This is a genomic window from Pseudomonas maumuensis (assembly GCF_019139675.1).
In the GTDB taxonomy this organism is placed as follows: domain Bacteria; phylum Pseudomonadota; class Gammaproteobacteria; order Pseudomonadales; family Pseudomonadaceae; genus Aquipseudomonas; species Aquipseudomonas maumuensis.
The window spans coordinates 1,475,883-1,499,570 of the sequence record NZ_CP077077.1 but is presented as its reverse complement, the minus strand read 5'-3'; the positions used below and the strand labels follow the sequence as shown (position 1 = coordinate 1,499,570).

Annotated in this window: 26 protein-coding genes and 1 riboswitch; of the genes, 8 read left to right on the top strand and 18 right to left on the bottom strand. The window is 65.2% G+C overall.

All coding sequences use genetic code 11. The annotated features are described in order from the left end of the window. Genes cobC through cobO form a run of 9 tightly spaced genes read right to left on the bottom strand, consistent with a single transcriptional unit; the run spans position 1 to position 8,033 of the window. Positions 1-570 carry an alpha-ribazole phosphatase family protein gene (gene cobC / locus KSS90_RS06990; RefSeq protein WP_217868754.1) on the bottom strand — a complete coding sequence of 190 codons (570 nt, stop codon included), beginning with the start codon at positions 568-570 and terminating at the stop codon, positions 1-3. Next, a complete protein-coding gene (cobT, locus tag KSS90_RS06985) occupies positions 567-1,622 on the bottom strand; it encodes a nicotinate-nucleotide--dimethylbenzimidazole phosphoribosyltransferase (RefSeq protein WP_217868753.1) in 1,056 nt (351 codons plus the stop codon). The genes cobC and cobT overlap by 4 nt, the downstream gene beginning before the upstream one ends. After that, positions 1,619-2,140, bottom strand: coding sequence for a bifunctional adenosylcobinamide kinase/adenosylcobinamide-phosphate guanylyltransferase (cobU, locus tag KSS90_RS06980; protein ID WP_217868751.1), 522 nt, complete (start codon positions 2,138-2,140; stop codon positions 1,619-1,621). Before cobU ends, cobT begins: the two co-directional genes overlap by 4 nt. 1 nt (position 2,141) lies before the next feature. Continuing rightward, positions 2,142-3,596 carry a cobyric acid synthase gene (locus KSS90_RS06975; RefSeq protein WP_217868749.1) on the bottom strand — a complete coding sequence of 485 codons (1,455 nt, stop codon included), beginning with the start codon at positions 3,594-3,596 and terminating at the stop codon, positions 2,142-2,144. Continuing rightward, entirely contained in the window at positions 3,593-4,585 is a 993-nt protein-coding gene (gene cobD / locus KSS90_RS06970; protein ID WP_217868748.1) for a threonine-phosphate decarboxylase CobD, read from the bottom strand. The genes KSS90_RS06975 and cobD overlap by 4 nt, the downstream gene beginning before the upstream one ends. Continuing rightward, positions 4,578-5,486 (bottom strand): adenosylcobinamide-phosphate synthase CbiB, encoded by a 909-nt coding sequence (cbiB, locus tag KSS90_RS06965; protein ID WP_217868747.1) that lies wholly within the window; start codon positions 5,484-5,486, stop codon positions 4,578-4,580. Before cbiB ends, cobD begins: the two co-directional genes overlap by 8 nt. Further along, complete coding sequence (bluB, locus tag KSS90_RS06960; RefSeq protein ID WP_217868746.1) at positions 5,483-6,133, bottom strand: 5,6-dimethylbenzimidazole synthase; 651 nt, start codon at positions 6,131-6,133, stop codon at positions 5,483-5,485. Before bluB ends, cbiB begins: the two co-directional genes overlap by 4 nt. After that, positions 6,130-7,425 carry a cobyrinic acid a,c-diamide synthase CobB gene (locus KSS90_RS06955; RefSeq protein ID WP_217868744.1) on the bottom strand — a complete coding sequence of 432 codons (1,296 nt, stop codon included), beginning with the start codon at positions 7,423-7,425 and terminating at the stop codon, positions 6,130-6,132. Before KSS90_RS06955 ends, bluB begins: the two co-directional genes overlap by 4 nt. Further along, on the bottom strand, positions 7,422-8,033 hold the full coding sequence (gene cobO / locus KSS90_RS06950; protein ID WP_217868743.1) for a cob(I)yrinic acid a,c-diamide adenosyltransferase: 612 nt from the start codon (positions 8,031-8,033) through the stop codon (positions 7,422-7,424). The genes KSS90_RS06955 and cobO overlap by 4 nt, the downstream gene beginning before the upstream one ends. 110 nt (positions 8,034-8,143) lie before the next feature. Beyond that, positions 8,144-8,361: riboswitch (cobalamin riboswitch) on the bottom strand. A gap of 151 nt (positions 8,362-8,512) precedes the next feature. On the opposite strand from cobO, the gene KSS90_RS06945 reads away from it, so the two are divergent. Further along, positions 8,513-9,091: a hypothetical protein gene (locus KSS90_RS06945; protein ID WP_217868741.1), complete on the top strand. Its 579-nt coding sequence runs from the start codon at positions 8,513-8,515 to the stop codon at positions 9,089-9,091. Positions 9,092-9,132: 41 nt separating this feature from the next. Here KSS90_RS06945 and KSS90_RS06940 read toward each other — a convergent pair whose 3' ends face one another. The 5 genes from KSS90_RS06940 to KSS90_RS06920 form a co-directional block, all read right to left on the bottom strand. Continuing rightward, positions 9,133-9,666, bottom strand: a complete 534-nt coding sequence (locus KSS90_RS06940; RefSeq protein WP_217868739.1) for a C40 family peptidase — start codon at positions 9,664-9,666, stop codon at positions 9,133-9,135. A 145-nt stretch (positions 9,667-9,811) separates the two neighbouring features. Further along, positions 9,812-10,447, bottom strand: coding sequence for a C40 family peptidase (locus tag KSS90_RS06935; RefSeq protein WP_217868738.1), 636 nt, complete (start codon positions 10,445-10,447; stop codon positions 9,812-9,814). Positions 10,448-10,572: 125 nt separating this feature from the next. Further along, positions 10,573-11,277 carry a DnaA regulatory inactivator Hda gene (gene hda, locus KSS90_RS06930; RefSeq protein ID WP_133331767.1) on the bottom strand — a complete coding sequence of 235 codons (705 nt, stop codon included), beginning with the start codon at positions 11,275-11,277 and terminating at the stop codon, positions 10,573-10,575. A gap of 200 nt (positions 11,278-11,477) precedes the next feature. Then, positions 11,478-12,551, bottom strand: coding sequence for an AI-2E family transporter (locus KSS90_RS06925; protein ID WP_217868737.1), 1,074 nt, complete (start codon positions 12,549-12,551; stop codon positions 11,478-11,480). Positions 12,552-12,562: 11 nt separating this feature from the next. Beyond that, positions 12,563-13,618 carry a DUF2066 domain-containing protein gene (locus KSS90_RS06920; RefSeq protein ID WP_217868735.1) on the bottom strand — a complete coding sequence of 352 codons (1,056 nt, stop codon included), beginning with the start codon at positions 13,616-13,618 and terminating at the stop codon, positions 12,563-12,565. 342 nt (positions 13,619-13,960) lie between these two features. Between KSS90_RS06920 and purM the strand changes: the two genes are divergently transcribed. Genes purM through KSS90_RS06905 form a run of 3 tightly spaced genes read left to right on the top strand, consistent with a single transcriptional unit; the run spans position 13,961 to position 16,391 of the window. Next, positions 13,961-15,019 carry a phosphoribosylformylglycinamidine cyclo-ligase gene (gene purM / locus KSS90_RS06915; protein ID WP_217868734.1) on the top strand — a complete coding sequence of 353 codons (1,059 nt, stop codon included), beginning with the start codon at positions 13,961-13,963 and terminating at the stop codon, positions 15,017-15,019. Continuing rightward, entirely contained in the window at positions 15,019-15,672 is a 654-nt protein-coding gene (gene purN / locus KSS90_RS06910; protein WP_217868733.1) for a phosphoribosylglycinamide formyltransferase, read from the top strand. Before purM ends, purN begins: the two co-directional genes overlap by 1 nt. A gap of 8 nt (positions 15,673-15,680) precedes the next feature. Then, positions 15,681-16,391: a DUF3108 domain-containing protein gene (locus KSS90_RS06905; RefSeq protein ID WP_217868732.1), complete on the top strand. Its 711-nt coding sequence runs from the start codon at positions 15,681-15,683 to the stop codon at positions 16,389-16,391. Between the two features lie 86 nt (positions 16,392-16,477). Here the strand turns inward: KSS90_RS06905 and KSS90_RS06900 are convergent, their stop codons facing one another. Next, entirely contained in the window at positions 16,478-16,831 is a 354-nt protein-coding gene (locus KSS90_RS06900) for a hypothetical protein (protein WP_217868731.1), read from the bottom strand. 213 nt (positions 16,832-17,044) lie between these two features. Here KSS90_RS06900 and KSS90_RS06895 point away from each other — a divergent pair, with 213 nt between their 5' ends. Together KSS90_RS06895 and KSS90_RS06890 are read left to right on the top strand one after the other, a co-directional pair. Then, entirely contained in the window at positions 17,045-18,343 is a 1,299-nt protein-coding gene (locus KSS90_RS06895; RefSeq protein ID WP_217868730.1) for a serine/threonine protein kinase, read from the top strand. Then, positions 18,336-19,151, top strand: a complete 816-nt coding sequence (locus KSS90_RS06890) for an MlaA family lipoprotein (protein WP_437180060.1) — start codon at positions 18,336-18,338, stop codon at positions 19,149-19,151. Before KSS90_RS06895 ends, KSS90_RS06890 begins: the two co-directional genes overlap by 8 nt. An 84-nt stretch (positions 19,152-19,235) precedes the next feature. Here the strand turns inward: KSS90_RS06890 and KSS90_RS06885 are convergent, their stop codons facing one another. After that, the gene (locus KSS90_RS06885; RefSeq protein WP_023629533.1) at positions 19,236-19,415 is read right to left on the bottom strand and encodes a CsbD family protein; all 180 of its coding nucleotides are present in this window, start codon (positions 19,413-19,415) and stop codon (positions 19,236-19,238) included. A gap of 230 nt (positions 19,416-19,645) precedes the next feature. Here KSS90_RS06885 and KSS90_RS06880 point away from each other — a divergent pair, with 230 nt between their 5' ends. Then, entirely contained in the window at positions 19,646-20,026 is a 381-nt protein-coding gene (locus tag KSS90_RS06880; RefSeq protein ID WP_217868728.1) for a hypothetical protein, read from the top strand. Here the strand turns inward: KSS90_RS06880 and KSS90_RS06875 are convergent, their stop codons facing one another. Continuing rightward, a complete protein-coding gene (locus KSS90_RS06875; RefSeq protein WP_023629535.1) occupies positions 20,027-20,863 on the bottom strand; it encodes a CvfB family protein in 837 nt (278 codons plus the stop codon). A 129-nt stretch (positions 20,864-20,992) separates the two neighbouring features. Here KSS90_RS06875 and KSS90_RS06870 point away from each other — a divergent pair, with 129 nt between their 5' ends. Then, the gene (locus KSS90_RS06870; RefSeq protein ID WP_217868727.1) at positions 20,993-21,853 is read left to right on the top strand and encodes a DUF6279 family lipoprotein; all 861 of its coding nucleotides are present in this window, start codon (positions 20,993-20,995) and stop codon (positions 21,851-21,853) included. Positions 21,854-21,864: 11 nt separating this feature from the next. On the opposite strand, the gene aceK is transcribed toward KSS90_RS06870, so the two are convergent. Then, positions 21,865-23,580 carry a bifunctional isocitrate dehydrogenase kinase/phosphatase gene (gene aceK / locus KSS90_RS06865; protein WP_217868726.1) on the bottom strand — a complete coding sequence of 572 codons (1,716 nt, stop codon included), beginning with the start codon at positions 23,578-23,580 and terminating at the stop codon, positions 21,865-21,867. Positions 23,581-23,688 lie beyond the last annotated feature (108 nt).

Here is a 23,688-nt window from a genome sequence, read left to right as displayed (position 1 = left end):
TCAGCGTACCTCGCGCAACTGACCGTCTTCAGCCACGGCCAGGCGCACCAGCGCGCCATGGCCGACCTCGACCTGCAACAATTGCTCACGTGGCAGCCCGCGCGCACGCGCCAGGAGCAAGCGCATTACCCCGCCATGGGTCACCACCAGCACCCGCTTGCCGGCATGCTCGCGGTGCAGGCGCTCGACCGCGGCCAGCACCCGTTCGGCAAAGGCCAGCACCGGCTCGCCCGCAGGCGGGGTGAACGCATAAGGATCACGCCAGAACAGCCCCAGGGCATCGGCGTCGGCCTGCATGACCTGGGCGGCGCTCTGCCCTTCCCAGTCACCAAAATGCAGTTCGCGCACATCGGCCTCGCGCTGCACCGGCAAGTTGATCCGTGCCCCCAACTCTTCGGCAAACGACGCGCAACGCTGCAACGGCGAGCTGACCAGCACATCCCAGGGGCCGGCAGCGGCGGTGGCCTGACGCATCTGCGCCCAGCCGGTATCAGTCAGCGCATCGTCCAGGCTGCCGCGCAGCCCGCCACCCAGCTCCGTCTCGCCATGGCGCAGCAGTTCCAGGATCATGCCGGGCGATCCGCCACCGCTGCCTCGGCGAAGGTCGCCATCTGCCCGTGCAATGCGCAAGCCAGGCGGATCAATGGCACCGCCAATGCCGCGCCGCTACCTTCGCCCAGGCGCAGGCCCAGGGCCAGCAGCGGCTCGGCCTCCAGCGCCGCCAACAGGGCCTTGTGTCCCGGCTCGGCGCCCTGATGGGCAAATAGCAACCAGGGGCGGCATTGCGGGTTGAGACGCACCGCCACCAGGGCGGCAACACTGCAGATGAAGCCGTCGACCAACACCGCCACGCCGTGCTGGGCGCAGGCCAGGTAGGCGCCTGCCAGCGCGGCGATCTCGAAGCCACCGACACAGGCCAGTGCCTGCAGCGGTTGGTCGGCGCGCAGGCCGTGCAGCACCAGGGCACGCTCGATCACCTCGGCCTTGTGGCGCACACCGGCGCTGTCCAGGCCAGTGCCCGGGCCGCTCAGCTCACGTGCCGGGCAACCCAGTAAGGTGCTGGCCAGCGCGGCTGCGGCCGTGGTGTTGCCGATGCCCATTTCGCCGCCGATGAATAGCTGGGCGCCGTTGTCGAGAGCGCGCAAGGCACTGTCGCGCCCGGCCTGCAACGCCGCCGCCAGCTGCGCGTCGGTCATCGCCGGCTGGCGGGCGAAGTTGGCCGTGCCGGACCCGAGATTGAGGTGGTGGACACCAGGGAGTTGCAGCGTCGGGTCGATGGTACCGAGGTCAACCACCTCAAGGTCTGCGTCCAGCTGGCGCGCCAGCACGCTGATCGCCGCACCGCCGCCGACGAAGTTACACAACATCTGCCCGGTCACTGCCTGCGGATAGGCGGAAATGCCCTCCTCCACGACACCATGGTCACCGGCGAAAATCGTGATGGCGACGCGCTCCAGGCTAGGGCGCTCGCGCCCTTGCAAACCGGCCAGGCGTATCGCCAGGCCTTCGAGCTGGCCAAGGGAGCCGGTTGGTTTGGTCAGCTGCTGCTGACGCGCGCGGGCCTGGTCCATGGCGGCGGTGTCGAGGGGTTGGCAGGCGTCACGCCACCACATCTGGGTCATAGGGCAGGTCCTTTGAGCATGAGAGGGAGGCCGGCGACGGTCAGCACCACACGCTGGCAGCGTTCGGCCACGGCCTGGTGCAAAGTGCCAGCCAAGTCGACGTAGCGGCGGGTCAGTTCGCCCATGGGCACCACGCCCAGACCGGTTTCGTTGCTGACCAGGATGATCGTGCCCGGCAACTGCGCCAAGCCATCGAGCAGCGCATCACGCTCCAGCGCCAGGCGCTGTTCGTCTTCGAGCATCAGCAGGTTGGTCAGCCACAGCGTCAGGCAGTCCACCAGCAAGCAGCGCCCTTCGCCGGCTTCGGCGTGCAGCACGGTGGCCAGCGCCACGGGTTCTTCCACCAGCCCCCAATGGGCCGGACGCCGTTCACGGTGCAAGCGCACGCGGTCATTCATCTCGCCGTCCAGCGGCTGGCTGGTGGCGATGTAGGTCACCGGCAGGCCGCTGGCTTCGGCCAGTTGCTCGGCCAGGCGGCTCTTGCCCGAACGGGCGCCGCCGAGGATCAGGCTGTGCATTTCAGGCAACTCCACACAGTTCGCGCAGGCGCGCGGTGTCCAGGTGCTGCTCGACCAGATCGGCCAAGCGCTCGATATCGCGCTCGCGCAGGGCCTCGTAGTCGATGGTCTGCGCATCGGCCAGCCCGGCCCAGCGCAGCAACGCAGCGCACGACTGGCTGCCTTCGAACAGGCCATGCAGGTAGGTGGCGAGGATCTGCCCGTCGACACTGATGGCGCCGTCGGCACGGCCATCGGCCAGTTGCACCGCGGGGCACTCCAGCGCCGGGCCGCTGGTGACGCCAGCATGAATCTCGTACCCCGATACCGGGGCCTGCTCGAGGCCGAGGGTGCCCGCCACGTTACGCAGCTGCTTCTCGGCTTCCAACACGGTGCTGTAGGCCAGTAGACCCAGGCCATCACTGGAGCCAGCCGGCCCCTCCAGACCCAGAGGATCATGCACCTGCTCCCCGAGCATCTGCAGGCCGCCGCAGATACCGATAAGCTTGCCGCCGTAGCGCAGGTGCCGGGCGATGGCGGTGTCCCAGCCGCGCTCGCGCAGTTGCGCCAGGTCGCCGCGCACGCTCTTGGAGCCGGGCAGGATGATCAGGTCGGCAGACGGGATCGCCTGGCCCGGGCCGATGAACTGCAGGTCCACCTGCGGGTGCAGGCGCAGCGGGTCGAAGTCGGTGTGGTTGCTGATGCGCGGCAACACCGGGACGATCACCTTCAGCAGGCGCTCGCTCTTTTCGCCCTGGCGCGTATCGATACCATCCTCGGCCTCCAGGTGCAGGTCGGTGACGTAGGGCAGCACGCCCAGCACCGGCTTGCCGGTGCGCTGCTCCAGCCAGTCCAGGCCAGGTTGCAACAAGGCGATGTCGCCACGGAAACGGTTGATGACGAAGCCCTTGACCCGCGCCTGCTCGCTCGCCGACAGCAGCTCCAGGGTGCCGACCAGATGAGCGAACACGCCGCCCCGGTTGATATCGGCCACCAGAATCACCGGGCAGTCGACGGCTTCGGCGAAGCCCATGTTGGCAATATCGCCGGCCCGCAGGTTGATCTCCGCCGGGGAGCCAGCACCTTCGACCATCACCACCGGATAGGCTTCGCTCAAGCGTTCATGGGAGGCCAACACCGCCTGCATGGCGATGGTCTTGTAGTCGTGATAGGCCACGGCGTTCATGCTGGTCACCGCCCGGCCATGGACGATTACCTGGGCGCCGGTGTCGCTGTTGGGCTTGAGCAGCACCGGGTTCATATCGGTGTGCGGCGCCAGCCGGCAGGCCTGGGCCTGCACCGCCTGGGCGCGACCGATCTCGCCGCCGTCGGCGGTCACGGCGCTGTTGAGCGCCATGTTCTGGGGCTTGAACGGCACCACGGCGATGCCCTGACGCAGCAGCCAGCGGCACAGGGCGGTGACCAGCGTGCTCTTGCCGGCATCGGAGGTGGTGCCTTGCACCATGAGGGTGGTCATGCCGATTCCTTGTGGTAGTCCGCCAAAGCCTGGGCCAGGCGTTGTTCGTCAGCCGCCGTGGCGGGCAGGCCGAAACGCAGCGCTGGCGGGTGCTCGAAAAGCCGCACCAGGATGCCGCGGCGAGCGAGATAGTCATGCAGGTGCGCGGCACGTTCGTCACGCACGTATTGGAACAGGTCGCAGCCACCGCTGGGTGGCAGGCCTGCGCCTTCGAGCGTCATGGCCAGCCGCTGGCTGGCCATGGAGCAACGGGTAATCTGCGCCAGGTGCATCGCCTCGTCGGCGAAGCACGCTTGCCCCAACACGCGGGTCGGGCCACTGACGGTCCAGGGCCCGAGCGCCTCGGCCAGTTGCCGCAACACATCCGCCTCGGCGACGACGAAGCCCAGCCGCACGCCGGCCAAGCCGAAGAACTTGCCGAACGAGCGCAGCACGATCAGCCCGGGTTGTCCGGCCTGATCGACCACGCTGTGTGCCGGCGTGTTGTCCATGAAGGCTTCGTCCACCAGCAGCCAGCCACCCCGCGCAGCTAGGCGCGCATGCCAGGCCAGCAGGCGCTCGCGGGGCACACAGCGACCGGTGGGGTTGTTGGGATTGACCAGCACCAGGACATCCAGGCTGTCGAGTACGTCCTCGACCTGGGCCTCATCCAGCTCGACCAGCGCATGCCCCGCCCGCGCCCAGGCATGCGGATGTTCGGCATAGCATGGCGTCAGTACCCCGACCCGCCCGACCGGGCGCAGATACGGCAAGGCCTGGATCGCCGCCTGCGAGCCCGCCACCGCCAACAGCGGCTGCGCGCCATAGTAGCGCCGTGCAGCCGCCTCCAGGCCGTCCTCGGTCTCGGGCAGTCGAGCCCAGGCGTCCACGGGAATCGGCGGTATCGGGTAGGGCCAGGGTGCGATACCACTGGACAGATCGAGCCACTGTTGCCGAGGGATCGCGTACTGTTTCACCGCCCGCAGCAGGCGGCCACCGTGCTCAAGCATTCAGGTAGGCTCCCACGCAGATCAATAGCACCCACAGCCACACGCCACGCTGCACCAGGCTCCAGCCACGCTCGATGGCATCAGCGTCGGCCATCGGCCCCTCGCCCAGGCGCGGGCGTTCGTGCAGCTCGCCGTGATACACCGCCGGGCCACCCAGCTCCACGCCCAGGGCACCGGCCCCCGCCGCCATCACCGGGCCGGCGTTGGGGCTGTCCCACAGCGGCGCCTGCTTGCGCCAGCAGGCCAGGGCCAAGCGGGTTTTGCCCAGCAGCGCATAGGTCAGCGCCACCAGCCTGGCGGGAATATAGTTCAGCCCATCGTCGATACGTGCCGCGCACCAGCCGAAGCGCTCGAAACGTTCATTGCGATAGCCCCACATGGCATCCAGGGTATTGCTCAAGCGGTACAGCACCACCCCCGGCGCCCCGGCCACGACGAACCAGAACAGCGCGGCGAATACCGCATCGCTGCCGTTCTCCAGCACCGACTCGGTGGCCGCCCGGGCCACGGCGGGTTCGTCCAGTTCGCGGGTCTCGCGGCTGACCAGGTAACCGACGCGCCGCCGCGCCTCCGCCAGGTCGCCCTGGCGCAGCGCCTGGGCCACCGGCAGCACATGCTCGCCCAGGCTGCGCAGGCCCAGGGCGCAGTACAGCGCCAGCACGTCCACCAGCCAGCCGATAACAGGCAGCCAGGAAAGAATCAGCGCCAGCAAGGTCAGCGGCACCACCGCCAGGAACCAGGCCGTGACACCGTGGCTGCGCCAGCCCCGGCCACCGGCGTTGAAACGCTGCTCCAGGCGCGCGGCAAGGTTGCCGAAACCAACCAGGGGATGGCGTCGCCGCGGTTCGCCCAACAGCGCATCTATGGCCACGCCGGCCACGGTCAGCAAGGCCACGCTCATGGACATTCCCCCCACTGGTTCTCGTACAGCATGTCACTCAACGGCCGTTGCTCGGCCCAGTCTTCGAGCACCAGCATCGGCGCCGGGTAGAACTCGGTCACCGGCCCCAGACACAGCACCGCCATGGGCTTGGCACCTGCGGGCATGCCCAGCAGCTCGGCCAGGGCCCGGGGCTCGAACAGCGACACCCAACCCATGCCCAGCCCTTCGGCCCGCGCCGCCAGCCATAGGTTCTGGATGGCGCAGGCCAGCGAAGCCAGGTCCATCTCCGGCAGGGTGCGGCGGCCGAAGACATACGCCTCGCGCTTGTCCATCAGCGCAGCCACCAGCACCTCGGCGCAGTCGTTGATGCCTTCGACCTTGAGCTTCATGAATTCATCGGAGCGCTCGCCCAGGGCTTCGGCGGTGCGCACCCGCTCCTCCTCCACCAAAGCCTGGATACGTTCGCGCAAATCACGCTGGCTGATACGAATGAAGCGCCAGGGCTGCATCAGGCCCACGCTGGGGGCCTGGTGAGCGGCGGCCAGCAGACGCCCGAGCAACTCGGGGGCCACCTCGCCGCCGGCGAAATGGCGCATGTCGCGGCGCTCACCGATGGCCCGGTAGATCGCCGCGCGCTCAACGGCGCTGTACGCGTGTTCGCTCATGGTCGCAACAGCGCCGCCGCCGCATCGGGATTGGACGGAAAATAGAAGTGTATGTAGGAAGCGGTCAGCCGCCCCAGGCGGTAGACCGCCTCGTTGCCGCGTCCGCCGTTGGGGCTCAGGCCCCGGGCAATCGGTTCCAGCTCGGTGCTGGTCAGCGAATGGTGATAGGTGTGGCCGCGCAGAGTGCCTTCGGGCAACTCGACAGCCTGCAGGGCCAGGGCCGCCAGGCGCTTTTGCATGGTCGCCTCGCCCGGCAGCAGGCCTGCCAGCGGCGCACGCACACCGGCCACATCGGTCAGCGCGTCGAGCAGGTAGAGCATGCCGCCACATTCGGCCAGCAGCGGCTTGCCCTTGGCGTGGTGGCCACGGATCGCCTCCAGCATCGGCGCGTTGGCGGCCAGGGCCTGATGGTGCAACTCGGGGTAGCCGCCTGGCAGGTACAGGCTGTCTACATCAGGCAACTCCCGATCATGCAACGGCGAGAAGAATTCGAGCTGCGCGCCGAGGTTGCGCAGCAGATCCAGGTTGGCGCCATAGGTGAAGGCGAAGGCTTCGTCATTGGCCACCCCGATGCGCACCCCGGCAAGCGGCGTGGTCACGCCCAGTGGCTCAGGTCGGGCAAAACCGACCGGTGGCGGCAATGCGGCATCGCAGCTGGCACCCAGCGCTTCGGCGGCGGCATCCAAACGCGCATCCAGGTCGTTCAGTTCACTGGCCTGGACCAGGCCGAGGTGGCGACTGGGCAGCTCGATGCCACGCTCGCGGGACAACCCGCCGTACCAGCGCAGGCCTTCGGTGAGGCTGCCTTCGAGCAGTTGCGCATGACGCAAGCTGCCAACACGGTTGGCCAGCACCCCGGCGAACGGCAGGTCGGGCTGGTAACGCGCCAGGCCCAGGGCCAGGGCGCCGAAGGTCTGGGCCATGGCCGTGCCATCGATCACCGCCAGCACCGGCACGCCGAAATGGCGGGCCAGGTCGGCGCTCGACGGCGTGCCATCGAACAACCCCATCACGCCTTCGATCAGGATCAGGTCGGCCTCGCCCGCCGCGTCCCACAGCAGGCGACGACTCTCCTCGGCACCGATCATCCACAGGTCCAACTGGTAGACCGGCGCGCCACTGGCACGCTCGAGGATCATCGGGTCGAGAAAGTCAGGCCCACACTTGAACACCCGCACCTTGCGCCCAAGGTTGTGATGCAGGCGGGCCAGGGCGGCGGTGACCGTGGTCTTGCCCTGGCCCGAGGCCGGGGCCGCGATCAGCACGGCGGGGCATTGGCGCGAGTCACTCACAGCTCGACGCCCTTCTGTGCGCGGATACCGGCCTGGAAGGCATGCTTGAGCATGCCCATCTCGGTGACGGTGTCGGCCAGTTCGATCATTTCCGGCTTGGCCGCGCGACCAGTGACTACCACGTGTTGCATCGGCGGGCGGGCCTGGATGTCCGAGAGCACCTGGTCGAGATCAAGGTAGCCATGCTTGAGGGCGATGTTCAGTTCGTCGAGCACGACGAACTGAATCGACGGATCCTGCAGCAACTGGCGCGATACCGCCCAGGCCGCTTCGGCAGCGGCGATGTCGCGTTGGCGGTCCTGGGTCTCCCAGGTGAAGCCCTCGCCCATCACGTGATAGCGCACCTGCTCGGGGAAGCGGCGGAAGAACAACTCTTCGCCGGTGCTGTTGCGGCCCTTGATGAACTGCACCACGCCGCATTGCATGCCATGGCCCAGGGCCCGGGCGAGCATGCCGAAGGCCGAACTGCTCTTACCCTTGCCATTGCCGGTCAGTACCAGCAGCAGGCCGCACTCGTTGGGGGAATTGGCGATGCGCTCGTCGATGATCGCCTTCTTGCGCAGCATGCGCGCCAGGTGACGTTCGTCGCGTTCGGTGGATTCGCTCATCAGGGGTCTCCGCTGACTGTCGCGGCGGGCGACAGGGAAAAGGCGGGCAGACGGAGAACGCGCAGGGGCCGTGGCGCAGGCCACATCGCACCGCGCATCACCCTCCGTGATGCCGTTGGCAGTGACAGGCCGGTCTCCGGGCTCGTGAGCGGGACATGCCCGGACCGCGCGCCTTCCCAGGTGGATGCACCCAGTGGCCATGCGCCGTCTTCTACTCACCTACCGTTGCGGGGGCAGCGCCGGGTTCGCGCCTGCTGGCGCCCACCGGCTTCCCAGTTTCACCCTGCCGAACCGCGGTTCGCCGGGCACCTGAAACACGCCGCGAAGGTTAGAGGGTTGCACCGGGAGCGTCAATCGAACGAGGGCCGATCTGGCCCGGATCAATGGCCGATCCGCCAGCTTGTGCCACACTCAAAGCAGTGATATCAAATAGCCACCATTTCAACTGACCTCGATCACAATCGCAAGGAGAGCGCAGTATGCAAGGCCTGATCATCAACAACCCGCGCCTGGAGTTCCTGCGTCCGGCCCTGGAACGCTGGATCGACTGCATCGACCGCTTGAACCAGTTTCAGGGCGACAACGAAGCGCCTTACTGGCACGGCGCAGCCGCCAACACCGGGCTGCTCGCGGCGGCCGCCTGGCAGGCCGAGTTGGCGGCACTAGAGCAATACACAAGCAAGAAGCAACGTGACGAAGGCGAGCGCGAGGCCCGTGGCGACCTGGTCATCAGCAGCGCAGAGGAGTCGATCCACCTGCACAGCAGCCAGCGCTGGCCGCGGATCGCTCGCCTGGACCTGGCACCGGCACTGCAGGAAACCGCCAATCAGGCCAGGGCAATCGTCTACGCCAGCCAACTCAAGGCCGGGGCGCTGTTCGTCACTCCGTGGAAGGCTGGCCAGCACGCCAGCCCAGAGGAGTTGCAGGACCTGGTCGATGACCTGCAGAAGCACACCGCCTGCGCGATTGCTTGGTACTTCCCTTATGCCTACCGCAAGCTGCACAACGAACTGGGACAATACTTCCCCGGGGTGGCGTTACTGCTCAAGCAAGGCTGAACCCTGACCCAAAGGCAGGCCAGGGAGCACGGCACTCGCCGTCAAGGATTTTGGGCCAGGTGCCCCGGCGGGATCACCCGCTTGGCCTGCAGATAAGCCTTGGCCCAATAGCTGTTGGACAGGTAGTCGAGGCGTACGGTACCGCCAGCGGACGGCGCATGCACGAAGCGCCCCTCACCCACGTAGATCCCGGCATGGCTGACCTGCGAGCCGCCACTGGTGGCGAAGAACACCAGGTCGCCGGACTGCAGCGCATTGATATCCACGTTCGGCGCACGCATCACGATCATGTCGCGGGTGGTGCGTGGCAGACTGATACCGGCGGCGTCACGGTACACGTAGCCAATCAGGCCACTGCAATCAAAACCGGCGTCCGGCGTGTTGCCACCCCAGCGATAGGGCGTACCCACCAGGCCGATGGCGCGGAACAGCACATCCTCCGCTGCGGGAGAAGACGGCGCAGGATTGAACGCCACCGGGGCTTTGGCCATCGGCGCCGGAGCAGGCGCCCGGCTGGAACACGCCGCAAGCAGGGCCACGAGGGAGAGGAATGCGAAGCGCGCCAACATCGCCATGATGTAAACGTCCTGTCGGGAAGCCCCGGCCATGGCCGAAGGTAAAAAGAGTTGAGAATTTAGATTAGACGCTTTCTGTAAATGCGCACGGCGGCGAGCTTTTCAGCTACGCCGCCGTGGCAGGGTACAGCATTTTGATATCAATTCAATTGCGCGAGATCGTGGTCGGCGCCATGGCGAGCGCACGTTTGGCCTCGATGAAGGTCTTGCTCCAGTAGCGGTCGCCCAGACTGTCGATGCGCACACCACCGCTGCGGCGGCTGCTGGAGTGGATGAACTGGTTGTCACCCAGGTAGATGCCAGCATGGCTGACCCGGCCACGACCATTGGTGCTGAAGAACAGCAGGTCGCCCGGCTTAAGTTTGTTGCGTGCGACCTTGGGGGCGTCGACGTTGATCATCTCGCGGGTCGAACGCGGCAGGTTCATGCCAGCTTCTTCGCGGAACAGATAGCCGATGAAACCGCTGCAGTCGAAACCGGATTTCTCGGAAGTGCCACCAAAGCGGTAGCGGGTACCGATCAGTGCCATGCCGCGCTCGAGAATGCTGTCGGCCAGCACGGGCAACTGGTACGGTTTGCTGTTGCTGGAGAAGGCCTCGAGGTCATCTTCGCTAGCCAGCTCTTCCTCGGTGAATACGGAAGAAGTGGAAGCCTTGGCCTTGACCGATTGCTCGGCGGCCATGCGTTGATCCTGCGAGGTGCTGACCGGGCCGGTGGAGGCACAGCCGTAAAGAAGGGTGACAAGTGCAAGTGGCACGAGGGGTGCGAAGCGCTTCAGCATGGGCACGACCGTGTCTGTAGTCCTTTAGAAGGGGGAAACTATGCCTTCTATCGGACCCATTTGCAAATTTTATCGAAAAACATGTGACTTTTCCGATTCGACGCTCTGGCGCCGTGTTTTCGGCGCTACCAGCCGAGGGTTTCCTTGAGGAACGGAATGGTCAACTTGCGCTGGGCTTGCAACGACGCCTGGTCGAGGCGCTCGAGCAGGTCGAACAGCGCGCTCATGCTGCGCGTGCCACGGGTGAGGATGAAGTGGCCGACTTCGTCGGTCAGGTGCAGGCCGCGACGCGAGGCCCGCAGTTGCAGGGCGCGCAGTTTGTCCTCGTCGGACATCCCGCGCATCTGGAAGATCAACGCCAGGGTCAGGCGCGACTTGAGGTCGGCCAGCTTGATCGGCAGCTCTCGCGGCGAGCTGGACGCCGCCAGCAACAGGCGCCGGCCGCTGTCGCGCAGACGGTTGAACAAGTGGAACATGGCCTCTTCCCAATCGGCCTTGCCAGCGATCACATGCAGGTCATCGATGCATACCAGTTCGTACTGCTCGAGATGATCGAGCAGCTCGACGCCGCGATCGAGCAATTGCGCCAGGGGCAGGTACACGGCGGGCTCGCCCAGTTGCTGGAAGCGGTGCGTGGCGGCCTGCAACAGATGGGTACGGCCCACGCCCTGCTTGCCCCACAGGTAGATGAGGCTTTCGGTCCAGCCGGCGTCGGCTTCGCAGAGCCGCTCGACATAGCCCAGTGCCGCGGCATTGGCGCCGGGGTAGTAGTTGATGAAGGTGGCGTCGTCGCGCAGACGCACACCCAGGGGCAACTGGATCGGTTTCATGCTCGCGGGCGGTCGCGGGGGACCACAGGGGGCCTTTGATGAACAGTGTGCAAAGTCTATACCCGCAACGCGGACGGCACAATCGGCGAGGGAAATAGCACAAGTAAAATCAAGCAGTTGCGCCATTTCTCAAGCATCCGGGGGCAAGCCCGTTCCAAGCAAGGCGTGGAATCGTGGGAGCGGGCTTGCCTGGCGATCGCTCAGAGATCCGGATCGATCGCTCCCGCGTACATGTCCGACTCCTTGTACAAGTCATGCACATGTCGCAACAACACCATGATCACCGCGGCCACCGGCAACGCCAGCAATACGCCGGTAAAGCCGAACAGCTCGCCCCCTGCCAGGATCGCGAAGATCACCGCCACCGGATGCAGGCCGATGCGGTCGCCCACCAACAGCGGTGTCAGCACCATGCCCTCCAGCGCCTGCCCGACCATGAACACCGCGACGATACCCAGCATCGGATAGAGCTCGCCGCCAAACTGGAACAGGCCGGCGACCAGCGCCGCGCCGATCCCGATGATGAACCCCATGTACGGCACGATCGCCGCCAGCCCCGCCAACATGCCGATCAGCAGGCCCAACTCCAGCCCCACCAGCATCAACCCGGTGGAATAGATGACGCCCAGCGCCAGCATCACCAACAGTTGCCCGCGCACGAACGCCCCCAGCACCTCGTGGCACTCGCCGGCCAGCCCCACCACCTGCGGTTCGCGCTGGCGCGGCAGCAGGCTGCGCAGCTTGGCCATCATCAGGTCCCAGTCACGCAGCAGATAGAAGCCCACCACCGGGATCAGCACCAGGTTGGCCAGCCAGCCGATCAGCGCCAGGCTCGAGGCGGTGGCCTGGGACAGCAGCACGCCGACGAGGTCGGTAGTCTGGCCCATGTGCTCGCCGATGGCGGCCTTGATCTTGTCGAACTTCCAGAAGCCGTCGGCCAGGCCCAGGCGGCTCTGCACCCAGGGCAACGCTACATGCTGCAGCCAGTCGAGCATCTGCGGCGCCAGCTCGTACAGGCGCAGCAACTGCTTGGCCAGCATCGGCACCAGTACCAGCAGCAGGGCCAGGAAGATCAGCGTGAACAGGCTGAACACCACCACCACGCCCCAGGTGCGCGACAGCCCGAGGCGCTCCAGGCGATCGACCAGGGGGTCGGCCAGATAGGCCAGCAAGATACCCACCAGGAACGGCGAGAGAATGTTGTGCAGAAAGTACAGCAGCACGGCGATCACAAAAGCCGCGCCCAGCCAGATCCAGCGACGCATGTCAGTCATTCAGGCACTCCTTACCAGCGGAAACGCAGGCCGTCGAACGGCTTGCCAGCGGTGGCTGGCGGCATCGCGCCGGCCGGGGTCTGCGTGCTCGGCGCGGGCGTGGCGGGCATAGGCTCGGCGGGCAGTTCCTGGAGCTTGGCCAGGCTCAACTGCGCGCGCAGTTGCTCCCGATTGCCGGTGACGCCGTAGGTCAGAGTGCCGCCATCGGCCATCTGCAGGCGCGCGCCATAAGGCTCGAGCACCCGACTCAGCTCGGCATAGCGCTGCAGGTTCATGCCCTGGACCTGCACCTGCAAGTCACTGCTGGCGCCGGGACGGGTGACGTAGCGCGGCGCCAGGCGGTTGCTTACCGCCAGCAGCACGGCATCCGCCAGGGCCACCTGATCGGCGCCCTCGGCGTTGCCCTGCTCGCGCTGGTCGCCCAACCACAGCTGCCACTTGCCTTGCCACTTACCGTCGGCCTCATGGGCGTGGACAGCCAGCAGGGCATCGGCACCATAGCGCTCGGAAGCCTCGCGCAGCGGCGTTGGGTCGTTGCCTTCGAGCAGCTTGGCATTGGCCACCAGTTGTTCCTGCAGATCGGCCAACGGCAAGCGTAGTGGCAGGCCACGGTGCTGCGCCGCCTTGCGCAATGGCTCGGCGGCGACCTGGCCATCGCCCACCAGGCTGCTGCCCTCGACGCTGTCGTTCAGCCACCAGCCGAGGATCGACGGCCGATTGCTGCCCCACAACGCCAGGCCGGCCTGACGCAAGGCGCGCTCGGTGCTGCCGGGGTCGAACTCGACCAGCACCGACTCCGGCGGCCCTGCCTCGGTGCCGACCTGATTGATGATCTGTTGCGGGTCCTTGCGCAGCGCGGCCAGTGCCGGGTTCTGCGCGGCCTTGGGGTCGCCGGTCAGGCGCAGCACCAGGGTATCGAGCGCCTTGCCGGTCGCCTGGGCGCGGGCCTCGCTGCCCTGCCCTTCGACGGGCTCGCGAACCTGATACAGGCCCGAGACGGTTTCGGCCTGCGCGAGGGTGCCGGCCACTGCGAGGCAGGCGCCAGCGAGGAAATTGAGAAGACGCATTGAGGATTCCTGTCCAGATGACCTTGGGGCGACGCGCCCTTGCCTGTCGGCTGTGACCGCGCCACGTCGGAAAATGCTCCGCCGTGCCGCACCTTTGCGCACGTCGCCATGCCTATACCTTATACAGGCACCGGCGCGGCAACCAGTCGCACAGGGTGAAACACCACTTTTTGCCCAGATTTCCCGCCTGCCCGTCGGCCTGAGGATGGCCGCCTTGGGGCAACCCTGATAAAATCGCGCGCCTTCGCAGACCAGTGACGTACAGGCAGCCGCCGTTTCTGAAAGTGGCCTTGGCCGTCCCGGTCGTTTTTCTGAATCCCTCCCTCCTAAAGGCCTGGATCAATGAGCAAGCAACCCTCCCTGAGCTACAAAGACGCCGGTGTAGACATCGACGCCGGCGAAGCACTGGTCGAACGCATCAAGGGCGTCGCCAAGCGCACCGCACGCCCTGAAGTCATGGGTGGCCTGGGCGGCTTCGGCGCCCTCTGCGAGATCCCGGCCGGCTACAAGCAGCCGGTGCTGGTCTCCGGCACCGACGGCGTCGGCACCAAGCTGCGCCTGGCGCTGAACCTGAACAAGCACGACAGCATCGGCCAGGACCTGGTCGCCATGTGCGTCAACGACCTGGTGGTGTGCGGCGCCGAGCCGCTGTTCTTCCTCGACTACTACGCCACCGGCAAGCTCAACGTCGATGTGGCCGCCACCGTGGTCACCGGCATCGGCGCCGGTTGCGAACTGGCCGGCTGCTCGCTGGTCGGTGGTGAAACCGCCGAGATGCCAGGCATGTACGAAGGCGAAGACTATGACCTGGCCGGCTTCTGCGTCGGCGTGGTGGAAAAGGCCGAGATCATCGACGGCTCGAAAGTGGCCACCGGCGATGCCCTGCTCGCCCTGCCGTCCTCCGGACCGCACTCCAACGGCTACTCGCTGATCCGCAAGATCCTCGAAGTCTCCGGCACCGACATCGACAACACCCAGCTCGATGGCAAGCCGCTGGCCGACCTGCTGATGGCGCCGACCCGCATCTACGTAAAACCCCTGCTGCAGCTGATCAAGCAGACCGGCGCGGTCAAGGCCATGGCCCACATCACCGGCGGCGGCCTGCTGGACAATATCCCGCGCGTACTGCCAAAAGGCGCCCAGGCCGTGGTCGACGTGGCCAGCTGGCAGCGTCCGGCGGTGTTCGACTTCCTGCAGGAAAAAGGCAACGTCGACGAACATGAGATGCACCGCGTGCTGAACTGCGGCGTGGGCATGGTCATCTGCGTCGCCCAGGACCAGGTCGACAACGCCCTGAGCGTACTGCGTGCCGCCGGCGAGCAGCCGTGGGTCATCGGCCAGATCGCCGAAGCCACCGAAGGCGCCGCCCAGGTCGAACTGCAGAACCTCAAGGCACACTGATGCCGAGCAAGACCTGCAACGTCGTGGTACTGCTGTCGGGCTCCGGCAGCAACCTGCAAGCGCTGATCGACAGCAACAGCGCCAGCGACAGCCCGGCACGCATCCGCGCGGTGATCTCGAACCGCGCCGATGCCTACGGCCTGGAACGTGCCAAGGCCGCCGGTATCGACACCGCGGTGCTCGCGCACACCGGTTTCGACGGTCGCGAAGCCTTCGATGCGGCGCTGATGGCGCTGATCGACGGCTTCGAGCCTGACCTGGTGGTACTGGCTGGTTTCATGCGCATTCTCAGTGGCGGTTTCGTGCGCCACTATCAGGGCCGCCTGCTCAACATCCATCCGTCACTGTTGCCCAAGTACAAAGGCTTGCACACTCACCAGCGCGCCCTGGAGGCCGGTGATGCCGAGCACGGCTGCAGCGTGCACTTCGTCACCGAGGAACTCGATGGCGGGCCATTGGTCGTACAGGCTGTGGTGCCGGTTGCAACGGACGACACCGCGCAGACGCTCGCCCAGCGCGTGCATGTGCAAGAACACCAGATCTACCCGCTGGCGGTGCGCTGGTTCGCCGAAGGACGCTTGCGTCTGGGCGAACAGGGTGCATTACTGGATGGCCAGCCGCTGGCGGCCAGCGGTCACTTGATTCGATCCTAGGAGAATTTATGCGTCGCGCCCTGCTCTTGGCTCTCGCCGTGCTCGCCCTGCCACTCCAGGCAGCTGATCTGAAGCCTTTCGCGGCCAGCTACACGGCTGACTGGAAGCAACTGCCCATGAGCGGCACTGCCGAGCGCAGCCTGGTGAAGAACGCCAACGGTACCTGGGACCTTAACTTCAAGGCCTCCATGATGATCGCCAGCCTCACCGAACAAAGCACGCTCAAGCTCGACAACGAAACCCTGCTGCCGCAGAAATACCACTTCGAGCGCGGCGGCCTGGGCAAGGCGAAGAAGGTCGACCTGACCTTCGACTGGGCGAGCAAGAAGGTCACCGGCAGCGACCGTGGTGATGCGATCAATTTGCCGCTCAACCGTGGCGTGCTGGACAAGTCGTCCTATCAGCTGGCCCTGCAGCATGACGTAGCCGCCGGCAAGAAGAGCATGACCTACCAGGTGGTCGACGGTGACGAGATCGACACCTACGACTTCCGCGTACTGGGTTCAGAGAAAGTCACCACCAAGACCGGCCAGGTCGACGCGATCAAGGTCGAGCGTGTGCGCGACCCTAGCCAGAGCAAACGCATCACCGAGCTGTGGTTCGCCAAAGACTGGGACTACCTGCTGGTGCAGTTGCGCCAGGTCGAGACCGACGGCAAGGAATACGTGATCGTGCTGCAAGATGGTACGGTGGACGGCAAGACGGTCAAGGGCAACTGATAGCGCTGCCTGCGATACCCCGAGCCCCGCCTTGTGCGGGGCTTCTTTTTGCCTTGAGACTTTGCATTGATCGAACCGGCCCGCGTTTAGCGGACCAACCGCAATCCGGCCAGCACCAGAGCGAACACCGCAATGCTCGCGGTGTACAGCACCAGCGCCGGAATCCCTGGCACCAGCGCCAGCAGGGCCAGCCACCATCCGCCACGACCAGGTATCAGTTGGCAGGCCAACGCCATCCCCAGCGCCCCCCAGGCGATAACCTGGAAATGAATCCCCAAGCCCAGCAGCGAACGCGCCTGGCATTGCCAGATATCCCCCGGCACGCTGCACAGCCCGACCCATTGGGCATCCTCCATCAGCCCATAACGTACGCCATAACTGGCAGCCAGCCACAAGGGCAGGAACAGCAACAGGGCAACCACCGGCCAGTTACGCGCCATGGGTATCTCCACTTAGTCGTCATCGAAACGCCGCATGATCGCCCAGGGGACGCGACAAGGCAAAATCATGGCGCGGCAGCTATGTTGCACAAGACAAATGTTGCCCGGCGCGGCAACATCTGGTGCGACATACGTCAGGGCGACGGGCAACTTTGTCCGACTTACCGTGGTCCTAGTTTCCTGCACGACCTTGCGCTTTCCTTGGGGGACTACATGCTTCGATCTTTGCGCCTCGCCGCCCTGCTTGGTGGCCTGCTCATGGCTACGGTCGCCTCGGCGAGGGATATAGATGCGGCGAGCTACGGCTATCCACTGACCAACCCGTTCGAGGCGACCATCGCCACCACGCCGCCGGAGCAGCGCCCGACGCTGCCCAGCGACGACGACATCGACCAGGCCGACTACAGCCTCACCCTGCGTCCGGAGCGCGAGTTCACCCTGCCCGACAACTTCTGGTCGGTGAAGAAGCTGCGCTACCGCCTGGCCAAACAGGACCACGAAGCGCCGCTGATCTTCCTGATCGCCGGCACCGGCGCGCCCTACTCCAGCAGCATCAACGAGTACCTGAAGAAACTGTTCTACCAGGCCGGCTACCACGTCGTGCAACTGTCCTCGCCGACCAGCTGGGACTTCATGAGCGCCGCCTCGCGCTTCGCCACCCCCGGGGTGTCGAGCGAAGACGCCAAGGACCTGTACCGGGTCATGCAGGCGGTGCGCGCCCAGCAAGCGCGCCTGCCGGTCAGCGAGTACTACCTCACTGGCTACAGCCTGGGCGCGCTGGACGCGGCGTTCGTCAGCAAGCTCGACGAAACCCGCCAGAGCTTCAAGTTCAAGCGCGTGCTGCTGCTCAACCCGCCGGTCAACCTGTACACCTCGATCACCAACCTGGACAAGCTGGTGCAGACCCGGGTCAAGGGCATCGACCGCAGCACCACCTTCTATGAACTGATGCTGGAAAAGCTCACCCGCTACTTCCAGGACAAGGGCTACATCGACCTCAACGATGCGTTGCTCTACGACTTCCAGAAGTCGCGGGAGCACCTGTCCAACGAGCAGATGGCCATGCTCATCGGCACCTCGTTCCGCTTCTCAGCCGCCGACATCGCCTTCACCTCCGACCTGATCAACCGTCGCGGGCTGATCATTCCGCCGAAGTTCCCGATCACCGAGGGCAGCAGCCTGGAGCCGTTCTTCAAACGGGCGCTGCAATGCGACTTCGACTGCTACCTGACTGAGCAGGTGATCCCCATGTGGCGCGCGCGCACCGACGGCAACAGCCTGCTGCAATTGGTCGACCAGGTGAGCCTGTACGCGCTGGAAGATTATCTGCGCGACAACCCGAAGATCGCCGTGATGCACAACGCCGACGACGTGATCCTCGGCCCCGGCGACATCGGTTTCCTGCGCCGGGTGTTCGGTGAACGCCTTACGCTCTACCCCCATGGCGGCCATTGCGGCAACCTCAACTACCGCGTCAACAGCGACGCCATGCTGGAGTTCTTCCGTGGTTAACAGACTGCTGCTCGTCACCGCCCTGCTCGCCAGCGGCTGCGCCCTGGCCGAGGAAGTCGCGCCGCGTGCCAGCGTGATCGAGGCCGACAAGACCGAAACACTCACCGTGGAGGCCGACGGCTTCGTCGACCCGCTGCGCGAGCTGAAATTCAACCCCGGCCTGGACCAGCGCGAATTCGAACGCTCGACCCTGGCCGCATTGAATATCTATGACCCGCTGGAGTCGCTGAACCGACGCATCTACCACTTCAACTACCGCTTCGACCAGTGGGTGTTCCTGCCGGTGGTCGACGGCTACCGTTACGTCACCCCCAGCTTCGTGCGCACCGGGGTCAGCAACTTCTTCAATAACCTGGGTGATGTGCCCAACCTGTTCAACAGCGTGCTGCAGCTCAAGCCCAAGCGTTCGGCGCAGATCACCGCGCGCCTTATGTTCAACACCATCATCGGTGTCGGCGGCTTGTGGGATCCGGCGACCAAGATGGGCCTGCCCCGGCAGAGTGAGGACTTCGGCCAGACCTTGGGCTTCTATGGAGTGCCGGACGGCCCCTACCTGATGCTGCCGATCCTCGGGCCGTCGAACCTGCGCGACACGACTGGGTTGGTGGTGGATTACGTAGGGGAGAAAGAGATCAACTACCTGAACGTGCCCGACACCGCCAGTGACCATCCGGAGCTGACCGTGTTGCGGGCAGTGGACAAGCGCTACACCACCAACTTCCGCTATGGGCAGACCAATTCGCCGTTCGAGTACGAGAAGCTGCGGTACGTGTACACCCAAGCGCGCAAGTTGCAAATCGCCGAGTGAATGAGCGCGTTGCGCGCACCTTTCGCCGTGCCAGCCCGCTCCCATTCGACGGGAGCGGGCTGGCCAGCGACAAGGCTCTCGCGATCAAGGTTTCTTCACGGCATCCTTGACCTTGCCCACGGCCTGCTGCGCCTCGCCTTTCAACTCCTGGGCCTTGCCCTCGGCGCGCAGCTTGTCATTGTCGGTCACCTTGCCGACGCCCTGCTTGATATTGCCCACGGCCTCATTGGCCAGGCCCTTCGCTTTGTCCTTGGTGCCGCTCATGGGATGTCTCCTCGGGGGAAAGACACGGGAAATCGTGTCGACACCTGATCGACCCAAGGCCATTGGCCAGAGTTTCAATTCATTTGCACCCTGTCAGCCAAACGGTTGAATGGCTCAGCACCCTACGCTTGCACGGTTCGGCTTGGGTGATTTCAGGACGCGGGCTTGCCCCGCGATAAGCCCCACCCCACAATGGCAGGCCTTACTCGCGTCAACCCGCAGGAACCTGCATGAAACTCGACAAACCCACCGCCATCGCTCGCCGTAACGAGGCGCTGGCCAAACCGGTACTCACCAGTGCCAACACCCTGTTCGCCATTCTCGACACCAAGCGCAACCTGTGGTGGTTCGAAGTGCCGGTCGCACTGCTGCGCAAGGGTCAGCCCGACTGGGTCAACCTGCTGCTGCACACACCGGAGGGTGATGAGCTGCAGCACCTCAAGGTGCCCACCAATTTCCTCAAGGCTCATCAGGAGCAGATGGAAGTGCGCAACCCCGGCAAACGCCGTTCGACCATCAGCCTGGCCCTGAGCGCCGACCGCGACTCACTGCTGCGCGACACCCGCCCGGGTGGCGAGCAGCTGGATTTCAGCACCTTCGTGCAGGGCTGATCAGGCCCGCTCGATGCGATCGTCATGGATGACGATGCGGCCCTGCTTGAACAACGCGCCGATGGCTTTCTTGAAGTTGCCCTTGCTGACGTTGAACATCTGGCTGATCAGCGCAGGGTCGCTCTTGTCGCACACCGGCAGCACACCACCGTTGGCCTCCAGGCGCTGCATGATCTGTTCGTGCAGGCTGTCGGCCAAGGCCTGGCCCACCGGCTGCAGGCTCAGGGCGATCTTGCCGTCGGCGCGCACTTCCTTGATGAAACCCTTCTCGTGCATGCCCGAACGCAGGAACTTGAACACCTCGTTCTTGTGGATCAGGCCCCAGTGGCGGTTGTTGATGATCGCCTTGAAGCCCATCGGCGTCTCGCCGGCCACCAGCAGCTCGACCGGCTGGCCGACGCTGTAGTCCACCGGGGTGCGGTCCAGGTAACGGTCCAGCTTGGCGGTGGCGGTGATGCGCCGGGTGCGCTTGTCCAGGTAGGCATGGACCACGCAGTAGTCGCCGATCTTCAGTTGCCGCGACTCTTCCGAGTAGGGCATCAGCAGGTCCTTGGACAGGCCCCAGTCGAGGAAAATGCCCGCGCCGTTGATGTCCTTGACCTTGAGGCTGGCAAACTCGCCCACCTGCATTTTCGGCTTTTCGGTGGTGGCGATCAGCTGGTCTTCGCTGTCCAGGTAGATGAACACGTTGAGCCAGTCGTCCAGCTCCAGCTCGGCATCCTTGGGGAAGTAGCGCCGCGGCAGGAGGATTTCGCCATCGGCACCGCCGTCAAGGTACAGGCCGAACTCCACGTGTTTCACGATTTGCAAACTGTTGTAACGCCCAAGCAGAGCCATTTCCGAAGATCCTCAAGACAAGGCGGCTATTCTAACACCTGACCCGCCCGGCCGCCCGAGCGCACATTCGCCGGAACCGTCGGGCCAACCATGCGTCTACCGCCTGGCCAGCCCAGCAAGGATTCGCTCATGCCACTTCGCCTGCCCAAAGCCCTGCTCATGCTCATCGGCTTCGCCCTGGCACTGACGGCCTGCAGCCGCATCGACCTGGCCTACCGCAACCTCGATCGCCTGGTGCCGTGGTCGCTGGGCGACTACCTGGACATGAACCGCGAGCAGAAGCAGTTGCTCGACGAACGGCTCAAGGCGCACCTGGCCTGGCACTGCAAGACCCAACTGCCCGGCTACCTCGACTGGCTCGACCGGGTGCAAGTGATGGTCGCCAACGACGCGGTCACCGATGAAAACCTGCGCCAACGCACGGTCGAGGCGCGCCAGGCCATCGGCCGGGTCACCGAAGCGATAACCCCCTCTGCCGCGGAACTGCTCAAGGGCATGAATGACAGCCAGGTAGCGGAAATGCGCGAGGCTTTTCGCAAGGACATCGACAAACGCCAGAAGGAATACGTCGACACGCCACTGGCCAAGCAGGTCGAGAACCGTGCCGCACGCATGCGCAAGCGCCTCGAGCCCTGGCTGGGCGAGCTCGATGCCGAACAACGGCTGCGGGTGATGAGCTGGTCCCAGGCCCTGGGTGACCAGAATCGCCAGTGGATCGCCAACCGCGCCCACTGGCAGCAGCAACTGGTGCTGGCGATGGACCAGCGCGCCAGCCCAAGCTTCGAGCCCAGGCTGGCGCAGTTGCTACAGCGCAAGGAAAGCCTGTGGACACCGGAGTACCGCCAGGCATTCCAGAATACCGAGCGCCAGGCACGCAGCCTGCTGGTGGATCTGCTGAAACAGAGCAGCCCGGCCCAGCGGCAATTCCTGCAGCAGCGGCTGAGCAAAGTGCGCGCGGACTTCAGCGAGCTCAAGTGCCTCAAGGGGTGAAAAGCTAAGGCCTAACGCGCCTTGCGCCGATAAGGGAACACATCGATCACCTTCCCCGCCCGGATTGCCTCCTGCAGGCCTTTCCAGTAATCGGCGTCGTACAGTTCGCCATGCAAGCGGCTGAACAAGCGGCGCTGGCCGATATCGGCGAACAGGAATGGCGGAAACTCTTCGGGGAACACGTCATGCGGCCCGATCGAGTACCACGGCTCGCCGGACATCTCGTCCTCCGGATAACGCGGCGGCGGGATATGGCGGAAGTTGACCTCGGTGAGGTAGCTGATCTCGTCGTAGTCGTAGAACACCACCCGGCCATGGCGGGTGACGCCGAAGTTCTTCAGCAGCATGTCGCCGGGGAAGATGTTCGCCGCCGCCAATTGCTTGATCGCCAGCCCATAGTCTTCCAGCGCCTCCAGCACCTGGGCTTCGCTGGCCTGTTCGAGGTACAGGTTGAGCGGGGTCATGCGCCGTTCGGTCCAGCAGTGGCGAATCAGCACCGTGTCGCCCTCAAGCGCCACGGTGGAGGGCGCCACCTCAAGCAGTTCCGCCAGGCAGTCGGGATCGAACTTGCCCTGGGGAAAGCGAAAATCGGCGAACTCCTGGGTATCGGCCATGCGCCCGACGCGGTCGACGCTTTTTACCAGGCGGTATTTCTCGATCACCGTGGCCCGGTCGACGGTCTTGGACGGCGAGAAGCGGTCCTTGATGATCTTGAACACGGTGTTGAAGCCCGGCAGGGTAAATACGCTCATGACCATGCCGCGCACGCCCGGGGCCATGACAAAGCGGTCGTCGCTGTTGGCCAGGTGGTTGATCAGCGCCCGGTAGAACTCCGACTTGCCATGCTTGTAGAACCCGATCGAGGTGTACAGCTCGGCGATGTGCTTGCCCGGCAGGATGCGCTTGAGGAAGTTGACGAACTCCGCCGGCACCGGCACATCGACCATGAAATACGAACGGGTGAAGGAGAAGATGATCGACACCTCCGCCTCGTCGGTAATCAGCGCATCGGCCTCGATGCCATGCCCCTCGCGGTGCAGCAGCGGGATCACCAGTGGCCACTGCTCGTCGGGGGTGTACAGCCGACCGACCAGGTAGGCGCCCTTGTTGCGGTAGAGCACCGGGGTGAACAGCTCCACGGCGAGAGCCGGATCCTTGCAGACCCAGTCGGGCAGGCATTCGCGCAATTGGTCCTCCAGGCGCGCGATATCGCCTTCCCGGTCGCCATATGGCACGTCGAACGCATAATCGGCGAAGATCGCTCGTAACAAGCCTTTGAGACCGTCCTGCAGCGTATAGGTACGCGTCTGCGCCGCCCGCTCATGGCCGCGCATCGACGGCCGGGTGGTGTGGATGAACATGCAGCCGTCGCTGATCAGGTCATGGCTGAACAGGCTGCAGAACAACGAGTTGTACCAGGTCTCGGACAACTCGTCGTCCAGCCGCGGGTCGATCAGGCGGATGTAGGCGTTCTTGACCAGCGGCCACTGCTCGACGTCCAGCAGCACCGTGCTTTCGAAGCGCTGGCGCAGCCAGCCATTGACCTCGGCGACCTTCTCTTCATACAGGTTGATACGCGCTGCGGCGGCATGCTGGATGTCCTGCCAGCGTGCCTGTTCGAAGCGTTCGCGGGCGCCGAGAGTGATACGGCGAAAGTGCTCGCGGTAGTCGTCGAAGCCATCGAGGATCATCCGGGCGATATCGACGGCGGGCCAGGCTGGGGTCATGCGCGTGCCTCTATGCAATGGTCACCGAGACAGCTTAGTCGGATACGAGCCCTGTGGGAGCCGGCTTGCCGGCGATGAAGCCCGTGAGGCAGTCCCGGATTCACACAG

Coding starts and splice junctions, on each gene's coding strand:
- cobC (WP_217868754.1), bottom strand. CDS start 570: ATGATCCTGGAACTGCTGCGCCATGGCGAGACGGAGCTGGGTGGCGGG.
- cobT (WP_217868753.1), bottom strand. CDS start 1,622: ATGACCCAGATGTGGTGGCGTGACGCCTGCCAACCCCTCGACACCGCC.
- cobU (WP_217868751.1), bottom strand. CDS start 2,140: ATGCACAGCCTGATCCTCGGCGGCGCCCGTTCGGGCAAGAGCCGCCTG.
- KSS90_RS06975 (WP_217868749.1), bottom strand. CDS start 3,596: ATGACCACCCTCATGGTGCAAGGCACCACCTCCGATGCCGGCAAGAGC.
- cobD (WP_217868748.1), bottom strand. CDS start 4,585: ATGCTTGAGCACGGTGGCCGCCTGCTGCGGGCGGTGAAACAGTACGCG.
- cbiB (WP_217868747.1), bottom strand. CDS start 5,486: ATGAGCGTGGCCTTGCTGACCGTGGCCGGCGTGGCCATAGATGCGCTG.
- bluB (WP_217868746.1), bottom strand. CDS start 6,133: ATGAGCGAACACGCGTACAGCGCCGTTGAGCGCGCGGCGATCTACCGG.
- cobO (WP_217868743.1), bottom strand. CDS start 8,033: ATGAGCGAATCCACCGAACGCGACGAACGTCACCTGGCGCGCATGCTG.
- KSS90_RS06945 (WP_217868741.1), top strand. CDS start 8,513: ATGCAAGGCCTGATCATCAACAACCCGCGCCTGGAGTTCCTGCGTCCG.
- KSS90_RS06940 (WP_217868739.1), bottom strand. CDS start 9,666: ATGGCGATGTTGGCGCGCTTCGCATTCCTCTCCCTCGTGGCCCTGCTT.
- KSS90_RS06935 (WP_217868738.1), bottom strand. CDS start 10,447: ATGCTGAAGCGCTTCGCACCCCTCGTGCCACTTGCACTTGTCACCCTT.
- hda (WP_133331767.1), bottom strand. CDS start 11,277: ATGAAACCGATCCAGTTGCCCCTGGGTGTGCGTCTGCGCGACGACGCC.
- KSS90_RS06925 (WP_217868737.1), bottom strand. CDS start 12,551: ATGACTGACATGCGTCGCTGGATCTGGCTGGGCGCGGCTTTTGTGATC.
- KSS90_RS06920 (WP_217868735.1), bottom strand. CDS start 13,618: ATGCGTCTTCTCAATTTCCTCGCTGGCGCCTGCCTCGCAGTGGCCGGC.
- purM (WP_217868734.1), top strand. CDS start 13,961: ATGAGCAAGCAACCCTCCCTGAGCTACAAAGACGCCGGTGTAGACATC.
- purN (WP_217868733.1), top strand. CDS start 15,019: ATGCCGAGCAAGACCTGCAACGTCGTGGTACTGCTGTCGGGCTCCGGC.
- KSS90_RS06905 (WP_217868732.1), top strand. CDS start 15,681: ATGCGTCGCGCCCTGCTCTTGGCTCTCGCCGTGCTCGCCCTGCCACTC.
- KSS90_RS06900 (WP_217868731.1), bottom strand. CDS start 16,831: ATGGCGCGTAACTGGCCGGTGGTTGCCCTGTTGCTGTTCCTGCCCTTG.
- KSS90_RS06895 (WP_217868730.1), top strand. CDS start 17,045: ATGCTTCGATCTTTGCGCCTCGCCGCCCTGCTTGGTGGCCTGCTCATG.
- KSS90_RS06885 (WP_023629533.1), bottom strand. CDS start 19,415: ATGAGCGGCACCAAGGACAAAGCGAAGGGCCTGGCCAATGAGGCCGTG.
- KSS90_RS06880 (WP_217868728.1), top strand. CDS start 19,646: ATGAAACTCGACAAACCCACCGCCATCGCTCGCCGTAACGAGGCGCTG.
- KSS90_RS06875 (WP_023629535.1), bottom strand. CDS start 20,863: ATGGCTCTGCTTGGGCGTTACAACAGTTTGCAAATCGTGAAACACGTG.
- KSS90_RS06870 (WP_217868727.1), top strand. CDS start 20,993: ATGCCACTTCGCCTGCCCAAAGCCCTGCTCATGCTCATCGGCTTCGCC.
- aceK (WP_217868726.1), bottom strand. CDS start 23,580: ATGACCCCAGCCTGGCCCGCCGTCGATATCGCCCGGATGATCCTCGAT.